Annotated in this window: 17 protein-coding genes and 2 tRNA genes; 8 read left to right on the top strand and 11 right to left on the bottom strand. The window is 41.7% G+C overall.

Annotated elements, in window-relative coordinates:
- Positions 1-19 precede the first annotated feature (19 nt).
- A complete protein-coding gene (clpX, locus tag DDV96_RS01595) occupies positions 20-1,255 on the top strand; it encodes an ATP-dependent Clp protease ATP-binding subunit ClpX (protein ID WP_116692981.1) in 1,236 nt (411 codons plus the stop codon).
- A 91-nt stretch (positions 1,256-1,346) separates the two neighbouring features.
- Here clpX and DDV96_RS01590 read toward each other — a convergent pair whose 3' ends face one another.
- Positions 1,347-1,532: a hypothetical protein gene (locus tag DDV96_RS01590; RefSeq protein ID WP_116692980.1), complete on the bottom strand. Its 186-nt coding sequence runs from the start codon at positions 1,530-1,532 to the stop codon at positions 1,347-1,349.
- A 162-nt stretch (positions 1,533-1,694) separates the two neighbouring features.
- Entirely contained in the window at positions 1,695-3,209 is a 1,515-nt protein-coding gene (locus DDV96_RS01585) for a GH3 auxin-responsive promoter family protein (protein ID WP_116692979.1), read from the bottom strand.
- Positions 3,210-3,253: 44 nt separating this feature from the next.
- On the opposite strand from DDV96_RS01585, the gene DDV96_RS01580 reads away from it, so the two are divergent.
- Complete coding sequence (locus DDV96_RS01580; protein ID WP_116692978.1) at positions 3,254-4,048, top strand: DUF2797 domain-containing protein; 795 nt, start codon at positions 3,254-3,256, stop codon at positions 4,046-4,048.
- A 142-nt stretch (positions 4,049-4,190) separates the two neighbouring features.
- Here DDV96_RS01580 and DDV96_RS01575 read toward each other — a convergent pair whose 3' ends face one another.
- From DDV96_RS01575 to DDV96_RS01560, 4 genes are all read right to left on the bottom strand, one after another.
- Positions 4,191-4,841 carry a LysE family transporter gene (locus tag DDV96_RS01575; RefSeq protein WP_116692977.1) on the bottom strand — a complete coding sequence of 217 codons (651 nt, stop codon included), beginning with the start codon at positions 4,839-4,841 and terminating at the stop codon, positions 4,191-4,193.
- 170 nt (positions 4,842-5,011) lie between these two features.
- Positions 5,012-5,356, bottom strand: coding sequence for a hypothetical protein (locus DDV96_RS01570; RefSeq protein ID WP_116692976.1), 345 nt, complete (start codon positions 5,354-5,356; stop codon positions 5,012-5,014).
- Between the two features lie 13 nt (positions 5,357-5,369).
- On the bottom strand, positions 5,370-8,012 hold the full coding sequence (locus DDV96_RS01565; RefSeq protein WP_116692975.1) for an AsmA family protein: 2,643 nt from the start codon (positions 8,010-8,012) through the stop codon (positions 5,370-5,372).
- A 197-nt stretch (positions 8,013-8,209) separates the two neighbouring features.
- The gene (locus DDV96_RS01560; RefSeq protein WP_116692974.1) at positions 8,210-8,938 is read right to left on the bottom strand and encodes a queuosine precursor transporter; all 729 of its coding nucleotides are present in this window, start codon (positions 8,936-8,938) and stop codon (positions 8,210-8,212) included.
- A gap of 188 nt (positions 8,939-9,126) precedes the next feature.
- Here DDV96_RS01560 and folK point away from each other — a divergent pair, with 188 nt between their 5' ends.
- Positions 9,127-10,254, top strand: a complete 1,128-nt coding sequence (gene folK / locus DDV96_RS01555) for a 2-amino-4-hydroxy-6-hydroxymethyldihydropteridine diphosphokinase (protein ID WP_116692973.1) — start codon at positions 9,127-9,129, stop codon at positions 10,252-10,254.
- A gap of 160 nt (positions 10,255-10,414) precedes the next feature.
- On the opposite strand, the gene DDV96_RS01550 is transcribed toward folK, so the two are convergent.
- Both DDV96_RS01550 and DDV96_RS01545 read right to left on the bottom strand, forming a co-directional pair.
- Positions 10,415-10,951, bottom strand: coding sequence for an RNA methyltransferase (locus DDV96_RS01550; RefSeq protein WP_116692972.1), 537 nt, complete (start codon positions 10,949-10,951; stop codon positions 10,415-10,417).
- Between the two features lie 33 nt (positions 10,952-10,984).
- Positions 10,985-11,542, bottom strand: coding sequence for a DUF1572 family protein (locus DDV96_RS01545; protein ID WP_116693189.1), 558 nt, complete (start codon positions 11,540-11,542; stop codon positions 10,985-10,987).
- A gap of 165 nt (positions 11,543-11,707) precedes the next feature.
- Between DDV96_RS01545 and mutS the strand changes: the two genes are divergently transcribed.
- The 3 genes from mutS to DDV96_RS01530 all read left to right on the top strand — a co-directional run bounded on the left by mutS (position 11,708) and on the right by DDV96_RS01530 (position 14,695).
- Positions 11,708-14,332 carry a DNA mismatch repair protein MutS gene (gene mutS, locus DDV96_RS01540; RefSeq protein WP_116692971.1) on the top strand — a complete coding sequence of 875 codons (2,625 nt, stop codon included), beginning with the start codon at positions 11,708-11,710 and terminating at the stop codon, positions 14,330-14,332.
- Between the two features lie 97 nt (positions 14,333-14,429).
- Positions 14,430-14,505 (top strand) — tRNA-Gly (locus DDV96_RS01535).
- A gap of 104 nt (positions 14,506-14,609) precedes the next feature.
- A tRNA-Leu gene (locus tag DDV96_RS01530) sits at positions 14,610-14,695 on the top strand.
- A 58-nt stretch (positions 14,696-14,753) separates the two neighbouring features.
- Here DDV96_RS01530 and DDV96_RS15900 read toward each other — a convergent pair.
- From DDV96_RS15900 to DDV96_RS01520, 3 genes are all read right to left on the bottom strand, one after another.
- Positions 14,754-14,963 (bottom strand): hypothetical protein, encoded by a 210-nt coding sequence (locus tag DDV96_RS15900; RefSeq protein ID WP_206073994.1) that lies wholly within the window; start codon positions 14,961-14,963, stop codon positions 14,754-14,756.
- A gap of 259 nt (positions 14,964-15,222) precedes the next feature.
- Positions 15,223-15,345 (bottom strand): hypothetical protein, encoded by a 123-nt coding sequence (locus DDV96_RS16065; protein ID WP_262497864.1) that lies wholly within the window; start codon positions 15,343-15,345, stop codon positions 15,223-15,225.
- 322 nt (positions 15,346-15,667) lie between these two features.
- A complete protein-coding gene (locus tag DDV96_RS01520; RefSeq protein WP_116692969.1) occupies positions 15,668-15,904 on the bottom strand; it encodes a hypothetical protein in 237 nt (78 codons plus the stop codon).
- Between the two features lie 175 nt (positions 15,905-16,079).
- Here DDV96_RS01520 and DDV96_RS01515 point away from each other — a divergent pair, with 175 nt between their 5' ends.
- Together DDV96_RS01515 and DDV96_RS01510 are read left to right on the top strand one after the other, a co-directional pair.
- Positions 16,080-16,850, top strand: coding sequence for a LexA family transcriptional regulator (locus DDV96_RS01515; RefSeq protein WP_116692968.1), 771 nt, complete (start codon positions 16,080-16,082; stop codon positions 16,848-16,850).
- Between the two features lie 54 nt (positions 16,851-16,904).
- The gene (locus DDV96_RS01510; protein WP_116692967.1) at positions 16,905-17,720 is read left to right on the top strand and encodes a DNA/RNA non-specific endonuclease; all 816 of its coding nucleotides are present in this window, start codon (positions 16,905-16,907) and stop codon (positions 17,718-17,720) included.
- Positions 17,721-17,757 lie beyond the last annotated feature (37 nt).

Raw genomic sequence — 17,757 nt, 5'->3', positions numbered from 1 at the left:
AATTTGAAAAAAAACTGATATGTCGAAAGAAGAAGGATTGGAATGTTCCTTTTGTGGACGTAAAAAAGCCGAGACCAACCTGCTTATCGCTGGTTTGGACGCCCATATCTGCGACCGCTGTATCGAGCAGGCGCACGGTATCGTGGTTGAAGAAGCGCTGCACACCACAAATAGTGAAATTTCAAAAGATCTGATGCTAAAAAAGCCAACGAGCATCAAAGCGTTCTTGGACGATTATGTAATTGGACAGGAGAACACCAAAAAAGTGATGTCCGTAGCTGTTTACAACCACTACAAACGGTTGTTGCAACCCAAAAGCGATGACGATATAGAAATACAGAAGAGCAACATCATCATCGTAGGTGAAACCGGGACCGGGAAAACATTGGTCGCAAAAACCGTAGCGAGAATGTTGAACGTGCCCTTGGCTATCGTCGATGCCACAGTCTTGACCGAGGCTGGTTACGTAGGAGAAGATGTTGAAAGTATATTGACGCGGCTGTTACAAGCTGCCGATTATAACTTGGAAAAAGCCCAAACAGGAATCGTTTTTATTGACGAAATAGATAAAATTGCCCGTAAGAGCGACAACCCGTCCATTACCCGCGATGTTAGTGGAGAAGGCGTACAGCAAGCCCTGTTGAAACTATTGGAAGGGACTACTGTAAATGTTCCGCCAAAAGGAGGGCGAAAACACCCAGACCAAAAATTTATTGAAGTCGATACCGAAAATATCCTTTTTATTGCAGGAGGGGCGTTCGATGGTATTGAAAAGAAAATATCAAAACGATTGAATTTGCAGGCTGTTGGGTTCAGTGCTTCCAAAAAAGAAGACTCGTTGGAACGCAATAACCTGCTTAAGTATATTATTCCGAAGGACTTGAAGGATTTTGGTTTGATTCCTGAAATAATAGGCCGTCTTCCGGTCTTGACTTATATGAATCCGTTGGACAAAGCTGCATTGAAAGATATCTTGACGGTTCCTAAAAACGCCATCGTCAAACAATATGAAAAACTGTTTGAAATGGATGGTATCGAACTGGTGATAACCGAAGAAGCCCTCGATTTTATCGTAGAACAAGCCGTGGAATACAAGTTGGGCGCAAGAGGATTGCGTTCCTTGTGCGAGGCGGTATTGACCGATGCCATGTTCGAACTTCCCGGAACGGACAATAAAGAACTGCACGTTACCAAGGATTACGCAGCTGAAAAATTGAGCAAAACTACCATTAAAAAGCTCAAAGCCGTTTCTTGACACAGATACACATTTACTTCATACAAAAGCCCCGAAGCAACTATCGCTCCGGGGCTTTTTAACTAACTTAAACTAATCTATCTAAAAACTATTATGGTGTGGCAATAACCGATTTTTTCTTTCGGTTAAGAATTTTCTGTTGCATCAATTCCTTTTTATTTTTTAAAGTATAGCCAGCAATTTCAGTTTCATTTTTTTTAGCTGAATTTGCTGTTGCACAAGATGCGGCTGAAAGAATAAAAAATGCTCCTAATACGATTATTGCTGCTTTTTTCATTATTTTCTCGTTGTCCTTCTAATTTAATACAAACGTACTGTGTAAGAAAAATAGCACCAAAAATATTTGATGAACGGAACGGTAAATTCGGTAAAGAACAGGCCGGTTTTTAATTTTCGATGAAGTGCAGAAATAACCGACCTGAGACTTCTCAAAATTGAATTACCGATTCAACAAAAGGAGTTCTTCTAAGTATCTTCTGGAGTTTGATAGCCTAGGCACTTTATGCTGCCCACCTAATTTATTTTTGTCCTTAAGCCAATCGTAAAACAGCCGTTCGCGTGCGCAATGAATGGTAGGTGCCTTAAGGGTGGTATTGTTGTTGCGTTTTGCTTCATAATCGCTGTTCACTTCCTGAAGCGCCTTATCGAGTAACTGACAGAAAAACTCAAAATCCTCGGGTGGGGTTTTAAATTCGATAATCCATTCGTGGGCACCTTTTTCCCTACCTTCCATAAAAATGGGAGCTGCGGTATAATCCACGATTTCGGTTTGGGTTAAATGGGTGGCTTTTCTCAGGGCGGCCTCGACGTTTTCAATAATCAACTCTTCCCCAAAAGCATTTATGTGGTGTTTGGTGCGCCCCGTAACCTTAATACGGTAGGGGTCAATAGAAGTAAAGCGGACGGTGTCGCCAATTTTATACCGCCACAAACCAGCATTTGTAGTGATTACAATAGCATAATTTTTATCTTTCTCCACCTCGCTTAATGGAATCACTTGTTCTTCAGGGGTTCCGTAGGTGTCCATGGGGATAAATTCATAAAAAATACCGTAATCGAGCATAAGCAACAATTCGTTACTGCTGTTTTGATCTTGGATGGCGAAAAACCCTTCTGAAGCATTGTAGATTTCATAATACCTAAAGTTGTCCCTTGGCAACAGTTTTTTGTATTGGTCCACATATGGCTCAAAACTAACGCCTCCGTGAAAATAGACCTCTAGGCTGGGCCAGATTTCAAATAGGTTTTCTTTCCCGGTCTTTTCGGCAACGGCATTCAGCAAAACCAACATCCAAGAGGGCACGCCTGCCAAGCTGGTCACTTTCTCTTTAACGGTCTGGTTTACTATGGCGTCCAGCTTGGTCTCCCAATCGCCCATCAAGGAAACTTCATTGCTCGGGGTGCTGCTAAACTCGGCCCAAAAAGGCATATTGTCTATCAATATGGCCGAAAGATCGCCATATACCGTGCCATTGTCCTTATAAAGTTCCTTACTGCCCCCAAGGCGAAGCCCTTTTCCTAAAAACAGTTGCGAATCGGGGTTGTTGTTCAGGTACATACACAACAGGTCTTTGCTCGCGGCGTAATGGCAATTTTCCAACGACTCGTCGCTCACCGGAATAAACTTGCTCTTGGCGCTGGTAGTACCGCTGCTTTTGGCAAACCATTTAATGGGCTTGGGCCAAAATATATTTGTTTCCCCCTTGCGCGCACGCTCAATACGGACTTCGTTGTCTTCATACGTGGTTATGGGGATACGCCGGGTAAACTCGTCATAGTTTTTAATGGAGCTGAAATCGTACTGCTTGCCTACTTCGGTGTTTTTCGCTTTGTCCAATAGGTTGTGCAACAGTTCTTCTTGTACTTCTACAGGATATTTCAGAAACAAATCGATTTGATGGAAGCGTTTCTTCAAAAACCAGGAAGCGATGGAGTTTACTATGGGGATTGGCATATTTTAACCTATCTTTAAAGCATAAAAATAACAATTTTCTTTTTATGAATTACGAAGGTGTGCTCACTAAAATGAAGACCGAAAACGGATCGCCTATTCAATATTACTTGGTTTTTGAAAACGACTTCCTCAATGTCAATCAATTATTGGACAAAAAAGTGTCCATAAATTTTCTGAAATATCAATGCCTCAACTGCCGTCTGGAGAAAAAAATATACCGTCAAGGTTTTTGTTACGACTGTTTTTATGAAATTCCGCAAGCTGCCGATTGGATTATGAAACCTGAACTGAGCACGGCCCATCTGGATAAAGAAGACCGTGACCTGGAATACGAAAAAGGCGTGCAACTGCAGCCTCACATTGTCTATTTGGCCAACAGCAGCAATGTGAAAGTAGGGGTGACCCGCAAAACGCAAGTACCCACCCGCTGGATAGACCAAGGCGCACACGAAGCCATTGAAATCGTGGAAGTGCCCAACCGGTACTTGGCAGGAATTACCGAAGTTGCCCTAAAGGACCACGTGGCCGATAAAACCAATTGGCGCAATATGCTCAAAAACGACATAAAAGACGAAAATCTGGTGGAATGGCGCGATAGGCTCAAAAAATATGTTCCCGATGAAGCAAAAGAATACTTTATTGCAAACAATATCGAAACCAATTTAGAGTTTCCGGTTTTACAATATCCTACTAAATTAAAGAGTCTGAATTTACAGAAAACCCCATTTTTTGAAGGGGTTTTAAAAGGGATCAAAGCGCAATATTTAATTTTTGAAGACAACACCGTGTTCAATGTTCGTGGAAACGAAGGGTATGTGGTTTCCATTTCGGTGGGTTAATTTCCCATTTCAATCCCGAAACGTGGAGAGAGAAATCTCATCGTGCTTATGGTTTCCGTGCTTCAAGTTTCAGGTTGTATTTGCTTTATTATAAACCTGAGCGTAGTTTTCTTTGAGATGTGAAGTGTAATTATTTGGAATTTCAATCCATCAACATCCTGATAAACTGTACCACCGATCCGGCTACCAAGGCGGTACCGATGATGTTGTAAACCAACGGGCGTTTTTTGTGCTTTCGCTCTTTTAGTTTGTCGCTCATTTTTCCGTAGTAATATAAGGTGGTAACCTTTCCTAAAAATATTCCGGCGAAAAAGAGCAGAAGGTTCAACAAAGGACTGAATTTTGAAAGCGAAAACAAATAGGTATTGGCAAGGGTAATGAGCAAAATCCAAAATATCAAAGCTGGTGGGTTGATAAGGGCCAATAAAAATCCTTTCCAAAAATTGCCTACTTGCCAAGTTTCAGATAACGGATTCTGAAAGTCCACATGAAACCGTTGGCGCAACAAGACCAAAATCCCTATGGCAAAAAACACGAAAACAATGGCGTATTGCAGCCAGCGGTTGTCTTCAAAAAAATCGGTGAACGTACGGCTGTAATTTAAGGCGATAAACGATAGTAGCACACTGCCAAGCCCAGCGCCAAGGGCAATTCGAAACCCTTTCTTGAACGACTCTTCCAGCGTGGTGGTCACCACGGCCACATTGGACGAACTTGCCGGAATGGCCCCCAAACCTGAAGCCAAAAAACCCGTGAGGAGAAAAACCAGTAACATTAAGATGTCGTAAACCATTGCTGGTGATTTTGAATAAATTAAAGATACCCCAAAACTTTAGAACACCTACAAAACAGTTGGTTTTAACTTGAAATAAATTAGATAGCGTTATAGAACAAGTTGTCCGCTTTTAGTGCGTTTTAGCGTTTAACGGTAGAAGGCCTTAAAATTGCAAGATGGTTCCGGCATTAGCTTTTTACATATTTGGTGCGAAAAACAGTGTCGGTCGTGCTTTTAAGGTACAAGGTGTCTTTATTTTTACTGAATTTATAGTCTAAAACAGAAGTCTCCTTAGGGCTGACACTTTCACCTTTTACTCTTTTTATGTGCAACTTTCCATTTTCGATTTTCCAAATGTGGACTGCTTTTAACCCAAATTTATCCGTAGTGAGCGAATCTTTGGTAACCTGTATGGTTGTTTGGTTGTACATGGACATGGAGTCCCATGTGCCCAAAAAAGCATCCTTTCCTGAATTATTGGAACAGCTGGTAAACAGCAAAAAAAACAAAGCAATTGCAGTAATGGTTTTCATGATTATGTTCGGTTTAATTTCCTTGTTTAGTCGTGTCTTTCTTTTTGCCCCCAAAAATACCACCTAAAATGTCTTTTACAACTTCTCCGGTGTTTTTTTCGGTTTCGGTATTTGTTTTTGTAGTGTCTTTGTCTTTTCCGCCAGAAATGATATCATTTAAAATATCGGTGCCTTTGTTTTTTAGTTCCTCTTTTTGTTTTTCGATGAGCCGTTGGGTAAGTTCATTTACGGCTTCTTTTGTGTGTACCGATACCGAAGGGTTGGCAAGCGAGCCAGTAATGCCCACGGGGATTGTAACCGAAACGTTTTCAGCATTTGAAGGGTCTAACTTGGCCAATAACTTCGAAACATCGCCGCCCAAATATCTCCCGGGCACGTCTAATTTGGCGTTGTAATTTATGCTTTTATCGAGGCCGTGGCTTCCGCTTACAGCCACGTTGATTCCTTTAACATCAAAATTGAACGGTTGCACTTCAATATTTCCGTTGTTGAATTTCAAAACCGTGCTTACGTCGCGTAAACTCAATCGGTCTATGTTCAGAAAAGAAACTTTTTCGCCCAGTTTGGACAGCAGCGGCATTTGTTCTTTGTCAACTTCGGCAGTTAATATTTGCGCTACGGCATTTCCTGCCAAGGTGGAAAGTTTTGGCGTAAAGTCTTCGGAAAGCTCCCCGTTTAAATCCAGTTTTGTGTTCAAGTTTCCCTGTAACGCTTTTGCAATGGGGGCTAAATATTGAAGCATATCCAAACTTTTGAAGGATTGCTCAATGTCAATTTTGCTTAAATCCAAATCCATCGCAAAAGTTGGCGTTTCGGTTTTGGTGGAAACATTGCCGCCAAATGCAATATGGCCACCAAGAAGATTGGACGTTACCTTACTAAGGGTCACCGTTTCGTTTTTAATGGTCGCTGTCCCTTTTACGTTGGTTAAGTTTAGGTTGTCGTATATAACCTTGTTTGCCGAAAAATTAAGCGTGGCATCCAGAAAATCGGGGATTTTAATGGTTTCATTCGCAGCTGTGTTTTGTGTTTTGTTTTTTTCTTCGGAAGCAGGTTTCATGTCCTTTCCATCGGTTTCCGAAGCCATAAAATCGTTTACGTTAAAGGTGTTCGATTGTACATTGAATAACCCCTTTAAATCTTGCTTCGCCATAATCCACGGAATTAAATTCTGCATTGTTCCGGTGGCTGAGATATCGGTTTGCCCGGTAGAAGCTTTAAGGTCTTGTAACTTAATATTTCCGGGGGTAAACGAAACAGTGGCACGGGCAATTTTCAATTCGTTTTTAAATGCCGCATCATTATAGTTAAAGTTGGTCAAACTGGCCGTCCCTGAACTTTGTATGTTTTGATATTGTTCGTTCTCGATGGATTGCATATCAAAATTTGTAGTGACATCGGCCTTGAACACCCCGCTGAGGTTTTGCTCCAGTTCAACTGGCAGTATTTTTTCTATGTTCGCCAGGTTAATGGTGCCTTTGAGTGCTAGGTTTACCAAGGCGTTTTCGATAAGGTTTTTAATGCTTCCGTTTGCCGAAAACACGTCGTCGTCTATTTTAAAAGTAAGGCCACCAATGTTGAGGTAGGTATCTTTCATCAAGCCGGTTTCGTTTTTCAACACGGCGTCGATGTGGATGTTGCGGACGGTTTTGGGTAAATCTGGGAACTTAAACGACGCGTTTTCGCTGTGTACGCTAATATCCATTTTGGGGATGTGCGTGTCGTCGATTATTCCTTTCAGCATGCCGTTTACGGTAAAATTTCCCGTTGTGGTAACGCCGTCTAAGTTCTTTACATACGCTTTTGGAATCACGGCCAAGAAATTTTTAAAATCTGAAGATGGTGTCTTAAAGGTTACATCCACTTCGTTATTAGCTTCGTTCACTTTTACGAAACCATCAAAGGTTAACGGGAGCTCATTGATTTTGGCTTCGTTTTCCAAGAAGGTGTATTTCTGGTTTTTTAAATCCAGTTGAAAATCGGCGTCCAGCGTCATGGTATTGTCGCTTAAATATTCGGTATCTTCAATTTTTAAGGAAACCAAGGCGTTGGTTTGTGTTGCTAGTTCTGAAACCTCTAGTGAAAAATCACCGGTGCCTTCGTGGTTTACTTCTTTTAAGATCAAGAATGTCTGTGTGGCTTCATCCAGATAATTAATACGAGAATCATTGATTTCGTAATGCTGCAGGTCGAACGTAAAACCTTCAGATGTTTTAGGGGATTCATTGTTTTCTGAAACAGAAACAGCATCTTCTTTTACAGCAATATCATAATTGGCATTGCCCAACGAATCTACCTTGATGTTTACAAGGGCGTTATCCAGTTGCAGGGCATCAACAACTATGGGCTCATTGCTACTTTTAAACAGTTGCGTAATGCCCATATCGAGCTTGATCGATTTTCCTTTGGCTAAGGTATCGCCTTTAAAAGGGGCGTTGTTAACCACACTGAAATCGTTAATCACGACGGCGGCTTTTGGAAAACTACGGAAAAGGCTCAAGTCCATATCCTGCCATTCCACGGTGGCGTTCAGGTTTTGGTTGATGTTTTTCTTCAACAGTTTTTCCAGCGAACCTTTAAATAGAAAAGGGGCCGCAATGAGCAGTAATACGATTACTACGATTATAATTGCTGCTATTTTTAAAATCTTTTTCATAAGTATATTTCAGTTAATGCCATTTTTAAAGTTTGGTTGAACTTCGTTATTCGCCTTAGTGTTTTCGATACAAATTTGTAACCCCCTACCGGTTCTACAAATTCACTCAAACACCCAAAATGGTTATTCGTTTTTGATTGTTCGTGGCTTTGATACGTTTCTCGTGCTTCGAAACACTCAGTCACCTAGTCTATATGCTATTCTCTAAATTCTATATTTTTTTCTTCTTCATACATTTCAATTTCTTCTCCCATTTTCAGCCCGAATCGTTTCCGAAGGGCATACACAGCTCCGTATAAAAATGGCGTGTCGCAAATGGCCACAAAAACCTTGAACAAAAACCCACTGAGCAATAAGCTGCCAAACAGTGCCCAATCGATCTTTCCGAAGCTGCACAGCAGAAACAATACGGTAAACGTATCGAGAAACTGCGAAAAGAAGGTGGAAAAGTTATTGCGTATCCATAAGTGCTTGCCTTTGGTAACGCGTTTCCAAAAATGGAATAACTGTATGTCAATGTATTGTGCAAACAAATAGGCCATCATCGATGCCAACACGGCAATGGCAGTGGCCCCAAATACCTTTGTGAACAGCGCATCGTCAATTGGGCTCCACTCCGTTGCCGGTACAGCAGCCGAGGTATAAATGATCAATAGGGAAAAGAACGAAGCAAAAATTCCCGCCGTAACCACTTGGTTGGCCTTCTTTTTCCCGTACACTTCGCTAATTATATCGGTTATTAAAAAGGTAACGGGATACGGCAAAATGCCCACAGAAATTTCAAAAGTGTAAATCCCAAAAAAATCCCAGTAAAAAAACTTTTGGAATATTAAATTGGAAACCACCAACGAAGCGATAAATAATGCGCCCAAAATCAAATAAATGCGCTGTGCCGATAACAGATCTTTGCGTTGTTGTAGTTCCACGGGCTTTTTTAAAGCAACAAAAATAATGGTCGGTAATTTTCTTTTCCTTAATTTCGTCTTAAATTAGTGAGACTGCACCTTCAAAAACAATTATTTGTTTTTGAAGGTGCTTAGCCGAACTAACCCCGCTGCAAAGCGGGGTCTCGGAGTCTTTTCGGAATAAAACTTTAAATAGTCTAATATACTCCATCAAACCACTTCAAAACATATACTTATCGCTTGGAAGCAACCAAGGCCATAAATTTGAGCACCTGCAACAGGCCATCCATGCGATTTACGAAAATGTTGGTGCCATTGTTAAGATTTCACCTGTTTACAAAACCCCTGCAATGGGTTTTGACGGCGATGATTTTTTGAATTGTGTGGTGCTTGTGCAGAGCATGCTTTCGCCTGCAAAGGTTTTAGAAACAATCCTTTCCATTGAACTGAAAATGGGCAGGGAACGCAAACAAACGGGCAAATATACTTCGCGGCCTATAGATATTGATATTCTGTTGATCGATGATCTGGTGAAAAAAAACACTAAATTGACCGTGCCACATCCCGAAATGCAAAACAGGAAATTTGTATTGCAGCCCCTTGCCGATATAGCCGCAGAAGTAGCACACCCTGTTTTCCGAAAAAAAATTATCAAGCTTCTTGCCGCAACCAAAGATGAAAGCAAACTGGAAAAACAATCCAAATGGCTGGTGAACCCAAAGAGCGATTACGATATTTCCACCTTTAATTATATTGCCATTGAAGGAAACATTGGCGCCGGAAAAACAAGCCTCGCCACCCAGATGGCGACCGATTTTAATGCAAAACTTATTTTGGAACGCTTTAAGGACAACCCTTTCTTGCCTAAGTTCTATAAAGACCAACAGCGGTATGCTTTTCCGTTGGAAATGTCGTTCTTGGCAGACCGCTATCAACAATTGTTGGAAGACATCAAACAGTTCGACCTGTTTAAGGAATGCGTGATCGCAGATTACGATGCCTACAAATCCCTGATTTTTGCTAAAGTTACCTTGGCCGAAGAAGAATATGCCTTGTATAAAAAGCTATTTCATTTAATGCACAAAGAACTGCCCAAACCAGATGTGTATATTTATTTGTACCAAAACACCGAGCGCTTGTTGGAAAACATTAAAAAACGCGGCAGAACTTACGAGCAAAGCATACAGGCAGATTACCTGAAAAAGATCAACGAAGGCTATTTGGAATTCATTAAAAACCAACACGACGAACGCATCAAAATTATCGATATTTCAGCATTGGATTTTGTTAAGAATAGAAAGGACTATCTTACTATTTTACGGCAGATTGTGGGGTAGGATGGGGCTTTCTGTTTTCGGAGGTTTCGATACGTTTTACCGAAGGTAAAACAGGCAACCCCCTCTGCTAATCAACTTGTTCTGCATTGTTATATTAAAAGTTAAAAGTGAGGTGGTTGAGTGTTCTGCTGAAAGCAGAGCGTATCGAAACCACCGGCAATCACTGCGTCAGCTTACTGAAAAAATCCCAAACCACTACGCCTACACTTACCGAGATGTTCAACGAATGCTTGGTGCCGTATTGCGGGATTTCGATCACGGCATCACTGGCCGAAACCACTTCTTGCTGTACGCCTTTTACTTCGTTGCCAAACACCACAGCGTAGGTCATTTCTTTCTGAAGGGAAAAATCTTCCAATGATACGGTGAGCTCTGCTTGCTCTATCGAAGCCACAAAAACCCCTTCCTCTTGCAGTTTCTTAACAACGTCCATGGTCTTTTCGGCATATTCCCACGCCACGCTATCGGTAGCGCCCAAAGCCGTTTTTTGAATGTCTTTGTGCGGTGGTTTGGCCGTGATGCCGCACAAATAGATTTTCTTCACCAAAAAAGCATCCGCGGTACGAAAAACCGACCCGATGTTGTTGAGGCTTCTAATGTTGTCAAGGATGATAATGAGCGGTGTTTTCTCGACCTCCTTAAATTCAGAAGGGGAAATCCGTTCCAGTTCGCTGTTTTTTAGTTTTCGGTTTTGCATGCTTTTTTATTGAAGGGTGTTTCGTGTTCTTTTTTAGGTTAAGTCATCTGTAAAATGCCCGTCGTGTTTTCCTTTTGAAAATTTGGCCGTGTTAAAATCGGTCGACTTTCCTTTTGAAATTGACAGGCTTTTCCATTGTTCGCCTTTTAGCATTCGCCCAATAAACACTATTTGGCCAATATGGTACGCATAATGGGCTAATTGTCTGTTTATGGCCGCTACAATACTGTGGCTCTGGTTGCGAATGTAAACCTGTGTTTCAAAATTATCATTATTTATCGTCCTTAAGGCGGTAAACAAACATTCCCAACCTTCTTCCCATTTGAAATAGCATTCTTTTTTGGTTTTTATCACATTTTCAAATTCCAGGTCCCGGTTGCGCCATTTTTTTTCACCGTCTGTGATCAAGAAATCGGTCCAACGGGATTTCATATTGCCGTAAAGGTGATTTACTATAACGGCTATGGAGTTAGACTGTTCGTTGAATTGCCATAATAGGTCGTGTTCTTCCAGTTGGTCAAACGTGCGTTCGCCCAGCAGTTTGTAATATTCAAACTGTTTGGTAACGCTGTTAAGGTAGTCAGCTTGCATAGCCATGGTTTTCGCAGTTTTCTTTACTGTAAATTTAAGAAATAAAAAGTCCAATCTCACGGGGTGCAGGTTAAGCCTTTGTTGATAAAAAGCAACAACTTGTTGGTTGCAATATTGCGGAAACCATCCCTGTTTTGTTATTTTTACATACAATATTGAACGACTATGGCCAAGAAAGTAACCCCGTTAATGAAACAGTACAATGCCATCAAGGCAAAGCACCCAGATGCCTTGTTGTTGTTTCGTGTGGGCGATTTTTACGAAACCTTTGGTGAAGATGCCGTGCGGGCCGCCAAAATTTTAAACATCACCTTAACGGCCCGAAACAATGGTGGCGACCGTACGGAACTGGCCGGTTTTCCGCATCATTCGTTGAACACCTATTTGCCAAAATTAGTCAAGGCAGATTGCCGGGTGGCTATTTGCGACCAACTGGAAGATCCCAAACAAACCAAGAAAATCGTAAAGCGGGGCGTAACCGAACTGGTAACCCCTGGCGTGGCGCTAAACGATGACATTTTACAGTCTAAATCAAACAATTTTTTGGCGGCCTTGCATTTCAATTCACGCAATAAGGACTCGCTGGGAATTGCTTTTCTGGATGTATCCACCGGGGAGTTTTTAACTTCGGAAGGAAATGTAGAATACATAGACAAATTGCTTCAAAATTTCAATCCTTCTGAAATTCTCTTCAGCAAACAAAAAAGGAAGCAATTTTCCGAAGCGTTTGGCGATCAATACCACACCTTTCATTTGGAAGATTGGGTGTTCCAGATCGATTATGCTTCCGAAACATTGAATAAGCACTTCAACACCAAAAATTTAAAAGGTTTTGGTGTCGATCATCTGGAAAGTGGGATTATTGCTGCAGCTTCTGCCTTGCATTATTTAGATGAAACCCAGCACAATAAGCTACAACACATCACAAAAATAGCACGTATTGCCGAAGAGGAACACGTGTGGATGGACCGCTTTACCATTCGTAATTTGGAGCTGTACCACGCCAACCAACAACATGCGGTGACCTTGCTGGATGTTATTGACAAAACCATTTCGCCTATGGGCGGGCGGATGTTGAAACGCTGGATGGCCCTTCCGCTTAAAAACACCGATGCCATTAACCGCCGGCACGAAGTAGTGAGTTATTTGCTGGACAATAAAAAAACGTTGACCCGCATTCAGGGTTATTTGAAGAAAATGGGCGACCTGGAGCGCCTTATTTCAAAAGTAGCAACGGGTAAGATTAACCCAAGGGAGGTGATTCAGCTTAAAAATTCATTGGAAGCGATCATTCCTGTTAAGGCCGAAGCCTTGCAGGCCAAGAACGAATCGATGCAGGTATTGGGCGAACAATTGAACGAGTGTGAGTTGCTTCGGAAAAAAATAAAAGAAACGCTTGTTGAAGAAGCGCCGGTCAATATTTTAAAGGGACATGCCATTGCCGAAGGCTTTTCAAAGGAGCTTGACGAACTCCGAAACATCGCCAATGGCGGAAAGGAGTATCTGGACGATATGCTGCAACGCGAGGCAGAACGTACGGGGATTACGTCTTTGAAAATTGCCTCGAACAACGTTTTTGGCTATTATATTGAAGTGCGAAACACGCATAAAGACAAAGTGCCAGAAGCGTGGATACGCAAACAGACTTTGGTAAGCGCCGAACGCTATATTACCGAAGAACTGAAAGAATACGAAGCGAAAATCTTGGGCGCCGAAGAAAAAATTACGGTGTTGGAGCAGGAATTGTTTGCAAAACTAGTGGAGTGGATGCTGCAGTTTATTGGTTCGGTACAGCAAAATGCGGCTTTAATATCCGAATTAGATTGCTTATGTTCGTTTGCAGCCCACGCAGCAACCCATAATTATACACGGCCGTTATTGGATGATAGTTGCGACCTTGACATCAAGGAAGGCCGCCACCCGGTTATTGAACAGCAGTTGCCGCCGGACAGTCCATACATTGCCAACGATGTGTTTCTGGACCGGGAAAACCAACAGATCGTGATGATCACTGGGCCCAATATGAGCGGTAAGTCGGCTATTTTACGGCAAACGGCCCTTATTGTTCTCTTGGCCCAAATGGGCAGTTTTGTCCCTGCAAAAGGCGTTAGGATGGGGTGTGTGGATAAAATCTTTACGCGGGTAGGCGCGAGCGACAATATTTCGATGGGCGAGAGCACCTTTATGGTCGAGATGAACGAGACGGCCAGTATTTTGAACAACATTTCAGAACGCAGCTTGGTGCTTTTAGACGAAATAGGCCGCGGCACCAGTACCTACGATGGTATTTCGATCGCCTGGGCCATTAGTGAATATTTGCACGAACACCCCTCACGGGCAAAAACCTTGTTTGCGACACACTATCACGAACTGAACGAAATGACCGAAACCTTCGACCGGGTAAAAAACTATAATGTTTCAGTAAAGGAATTGAAGGACAATGTGCTTTTTCTCCGGAAACTGGTGCCGGGCGGTTCGCACCACAGTTTTGGTATCCACGTAGCCAAGATGGCCGGGATGCCACAAGCGGTCATCAAGCGGTCCAATAAAATACTAAAACGGTTGGAGCGTTCGCATTCTTCAGAAGAATTGACCGAAGAAATGAAACAACTGTCCAAAGACGAAATGCAGTTGAGTTTCTTTAAACTGGACGACCCTTTGCTGGAAGAGCTGCGCGAAGAGATTTTGGACATTGATATTGACACCCTTACGCCCGTTGAAGCTTTAATGAAGCTCAATGAAATAAAACGGATGTTGCAGCGCAATGCATCGGTAAAAATGAAGAAGTAAAAAAGAGCAGATTTTTTTTGAAGAAATAGCTTTGCATTTAAGGTAAAAGTTTTAAATTTGCTTCCGCTAACGAAAGTTGGTCAAGTTCATATAAAATGCGAAAATAGCTCAGTTGGTAGAGCGCCACCTTGCCAAGGTGGAGGTCGCGGGTTCGAATCCCGTTTTTCGCTCCACTTCGACTCCGCTCAGTAAGCGTGCTTTTAAGGCAAAATGGTCTTTTATATGGTGCTCGTATTGAGCGGAGTTGAACTTTGCTTGCAACGAGCGAAGTCGAACTGCTGAAGTGGTGGAATTGGTAGACACGTTGGACTTAAAATCCAATGGCCAGAAATGGCCGTGCGGGTTCAAGTCCCGCCTTCAGTACTTATAAGCCTTGTAATCGCTTGATTATGAGGTTTTTTTGTTTAGTAGTAGTTGTGCTTTAAAGTTCGTCGCTCAACAATTTTTTGATTTCATCGTCCACTTCCTTTTTAAGCTCATCGTCCTTGCCGCTTTTTTTATGAGCAACGTATGAAATATAAACGAGCAGTACTAAAATAGGTACAATGATAGGGAGGGAGTACCAAAAATCGAATTCGTCTATGTAGCCTTCTTTGTAATTGATTACTCCAGCCAACTGGAATAAAAACATGGTGAGAGGAATCAAGATCGCATACCGCCACCAATTTTTTGAGGTTAAAAACCAAATACTTGTTATTAATACGAAAGTCAGTTTTGTAACTAAGGCATGAAGAAATGCTAAGATGGTGCCGAACCCTCCAGAGGATATAGTTCCAAGTGGTGATTCCCAAACTTCAGCATCACTAGGTGCTAATTTGTATGAATAAAATAAAAAGGGTGTTGCCACCAATATAACGGTTAACAACACCCCGGTTATATAAGATTTTTTTTTATCCGTTTGGTGGGACTTCGTATTCTGATTTCTTAATTTGTTGCTCATCTGTTGCTAACGATTCTGGGGTGCAACTTGCAGCTAAGGCAAGTACGGCTAAAATAAACATAAGTTTTTTCATGATGTATAGTTTTTAAGTTAAATTCTGATACAAACATACAGCGAAATCCTTAAAATTCTAATAGCCAATCAAATATATCTTTTGCGTACATTTGTAGGTTGATTTAATCTTAAAAACCATACTTTATCCGTCAAAATTACATAAAATACCGACAAAATGCTTGTTTTGTGTTCTTTTAAACTGAAAATTTAACGTTCGGTTGTTATGGTGCAGCACTAATTTTTGATTGCGAAAATCATATAAAAAAAGCTGAAAATTTCAATAAAGAAAAAAGCCGCCCCGGTATTGGGAGCGGCTTTTCAGCTATACAATGGTGATCGGGTTACATGTCGTCGTTCCCTTTCATTTCGTCCTCTGCCTCTTCAGCAGCATTTTCCACGGCTTCACCGGTCTCTTCGGCTGCATTTTCTATGGCGTCGCCGGTATCTTCAGCAGCGTCTTCAAGGTCTTCGCCCATTTGTTCCATGTTTTCTTCGGCTTTTTCTTGATTTGTTTCCCTGCATGAGTAAACAGATGCAACCAATGCCAATGCGGCAAAGGATAAAAATACTCTTTTCATAATATGTGTGATTAGTGATTAATAATATCCCAAAAATACACTTTTTTTATTTTCTGGGATTCAATTGTCTTTTTAGCCCTTTAAACTTAATGAATTGTTTGCTTTCTTTGAGGTAAAATTTTGGTTTTAATCCATCAATTTGTGGATATATTCCAAAAAAAGTGTATCTTCGGATATGCAAAAATCAGTACCTATTGAGGCCAAGCGTTTTAAAAAAGTACGCGAAGAGCAAAACCATACCCAGCATTCTTTTGCGGACTTATTGGGCATTGGCACCACCACGGCCGATATTGAACGGGGCAAGACCAAAATATCGGGAAAGGCCGTTATGGAATTGCTGTACCAATTTAATATCAATCCGCTGTGGTTGTTCGGTAAAAGTTTTAATCAATATATTAACTTGAACAGTGGCGATAGCAGTCCAAAAGTCATTACCGTTGATAAACAAGAACAGGACACCATCCTCTTGGTCAACCAAAAAGCGGCTGCGGGCTATCCCCATAACCTTCAGGATGTAGAATGGTACGATACGTTGCCGGCCTTCAATATCCCTTTACCGCAATACCGCAATGCCACTTATCGTGGATTTCAGGTTGAAGGCGATAGTATGCTGCCCAACATCCGGCCCAAAGAATGGGTTTTGGGAAAAGCCGTGCCCAGCATTTCCGAAGCCAGCAATAGCCGAATTTACATAGTGGTGCTACGCGATTCGGTACTGGTGAAAAAGCTACAGAAAGTAGCGAACACTCCCAATAAAGTCCGTTTGGTTTCCCTGAATGCGGAATATCTCCCCATTGAGGTGGCGATAAAGGATATTCAAGAATTGTGGCAAGTAAACAGCAAGTTGACTTTTGGAGTCGATGAGCCTTCTGAAACGATTTTATTTAAACAGTTGCAACAATCTATGGAAGAGTTGAAAGGGCAACTTGACACTTTGAATAAATAGTTTTCCCTTCTTTACGGCCATTCGATATATTTGCCGTAAAATTTTACTCTTCCAATGAACCGAAAACTCCTTTATCCCGTATTGGTCGTCTTGGTCACCGCTGGTCTGTATTATGCCGAAAAATATATAGACAAGCAGAACGAGCCTTATCCAGATATGACCAATGAAACCGCTGAAGTCTATTCTGAATTCAACGATGATTATTTGCCGCAATCAACCTATGATGCTGTTGTGATCCATAAATACTATACGCTTTCCTACGCCGAGCCTTATGAGCAAGCCGAATGGGTGGCCTACGAGCTTAGAAAAGACCAAATAGTTAACAATGATTTTAAACGCCCGTATTTTGTAGTGGACCGCGAGGTAAAAACCGGGTCGGCAGATTGGCGCAATTATAAAAATTCAGGATACGATAGGGGGCACCTTATTCCCGCAGCCGATCGGGAATTTTCAGAAAACGCCTATCATGAAACATTTTTAACCAGTAATATAAGTCCGCAAAACCACGAATTCAATGCCGGAATCTGGAACCGATTGGAACAAAAAACGCGCTATTGGGCCAAAAAGTACGATGGGGTCTATGTGGTTACGGGCGGTGTTTTAAGAGAAGGGCTCGAAACCATTGGCGGCGAAAGGGTTTCGGTTCCTGAATCTTTCTTTAAGATCATAGTTGATATTTCCGAGGGGAAACATAAAGCCATTGCTTTTTTAATTCCCAATAAAGCTACAAGTGAGTCGTACTACAACTTTGCAATTTCCATAGATGAATTGGAACAGCAGGCCGGAATCGATTTTTTTCCAAAGTTGCCCGATTCCATAGAACACAAAATGGAAGCCACTTTCAATTTAAAAGATTGGGGCAAGCGTTAACGGGTTCTCACAAGGAATTACCGCTGCAATTTTCAGA

Source organism: Marixanthomonas spongiae, from assembly GCF_003095375.1.
In the GTDB taxonomy this organism is placed as follows: domain Bacteria; phylum Bacteroidota; class Bacteroidia; order Flavobacteriales; family Flavobacteriaceae; genus Marixanthomonas; species Marixanthomonas spongiae.
This window is presented reverse-complemented; position numbering and strand designations above follow the sequence as displayed.

Bases quoted from the DNA above. Each gene is read 5' to 3' on its own strand.
- clpX (WP_116692981.1), top strand. From the start codon at position 20: ATGTCGAAAGAAGAAGGATTGGAATGTTCCTTTTGTGGACGTAAAAAA.
- DDV96_RS01590 (WP_116692980.1), bottom strand. From the start codon at position 1,532: ATGAAAAAAGCAGCAATAATCGTATTAGGAGCATTTTTTATTCTTTCA.
- DDV96_RS01585 (WP_116692979.1), bottom strand. From the start codon at position 3,209: ATGCCAATCCCCATAGTAAACTCCATCGCTTCCTGGTTTTTGAAGAAA.
- DDV96_RS01580 (WP_116692978.1), top strand. From the start codon at position 3,254: ATGAATTACGAAGGTGTGCTCACTAAAATGAAGACCGAAAACGGATCG.
- DDV96_RS01575 (WP_116692977.1), bottom strand. From the start codon at position 4,841: ATGGTTTACGACATCTTAATGTTACTGGTTTTTCTCCTCACGGGTTTT.
- DDV96_RS01570 (WP_116692976.1), bottom strand. From the start codon at position 5,356: ATGAAAACCATTACTGCAATTGCTTTGTTTTTTTTGCTGTTTACCAGC.
- DDV96_RS01565 (WP_116692975.1), bottom strand. From the start codon at position 8,012: ATGAAAAAGATTTTAAAAATAGCAGCAATTATAATCGTAGTAATCGTA.
- DDV96_RS01550 (WP_116692972.1), bottom strand. From the start codon at position 10,951: ATGCAAAACCGAAAACTAAAAAACAGCGAACTGGAACGGATTTCCCCT.
- DDV96_RS01545 (WP_116693189.1), bottom strand. From the start codon at position 11,542: ATGCAAGCTGACTACCTTAACAGCGTTACCAAACAGTTTGAATATTAC.
- mutS (WP_116692971.1), top strand. From the start codon at position 11,708: ATGGCCAAGAAAGTAACCCCGTTAATGAAACAGTACAATGCCATCAAG.
- DDV96_RS15900 (WP_206073994.1), bottom strand. From the start codon at position 14,963: ATGTTTTTATTCCAGTTGGCTGGAGTAATCAATTACAAAGAAGGCTAC.
- DDV96_RS16065 (WP_262497864.1), bottom strand. From the start codon at position 15,345: ATGAAAAAACTTATGTTTATTTTAGCCGTACTTGCCTTAGCTGCAAGT.
- DDV96_RS01520 (WP_116692969.1), bottom strand. From the start codon at position 15,904: ATGAAAAGAGTATTTTTATCCTTTGCCGCATTGGCATTGGTTGCATCT.
- DDV96_RS01515 (WP_116692968.1), top strand. From the start codon at position 16,080: ATGCAAAAATCAGTACCTATTGAGGCCAAGCGTTTTAAAAAAGTACGC.
- DDV96_RS01510 (WP_116692967.1), top strand. From the start codon at position 16,905: ATGAACCGAAAACTCCTTTATCCCGTATTGGTCGTCTTGGTCACCGCT.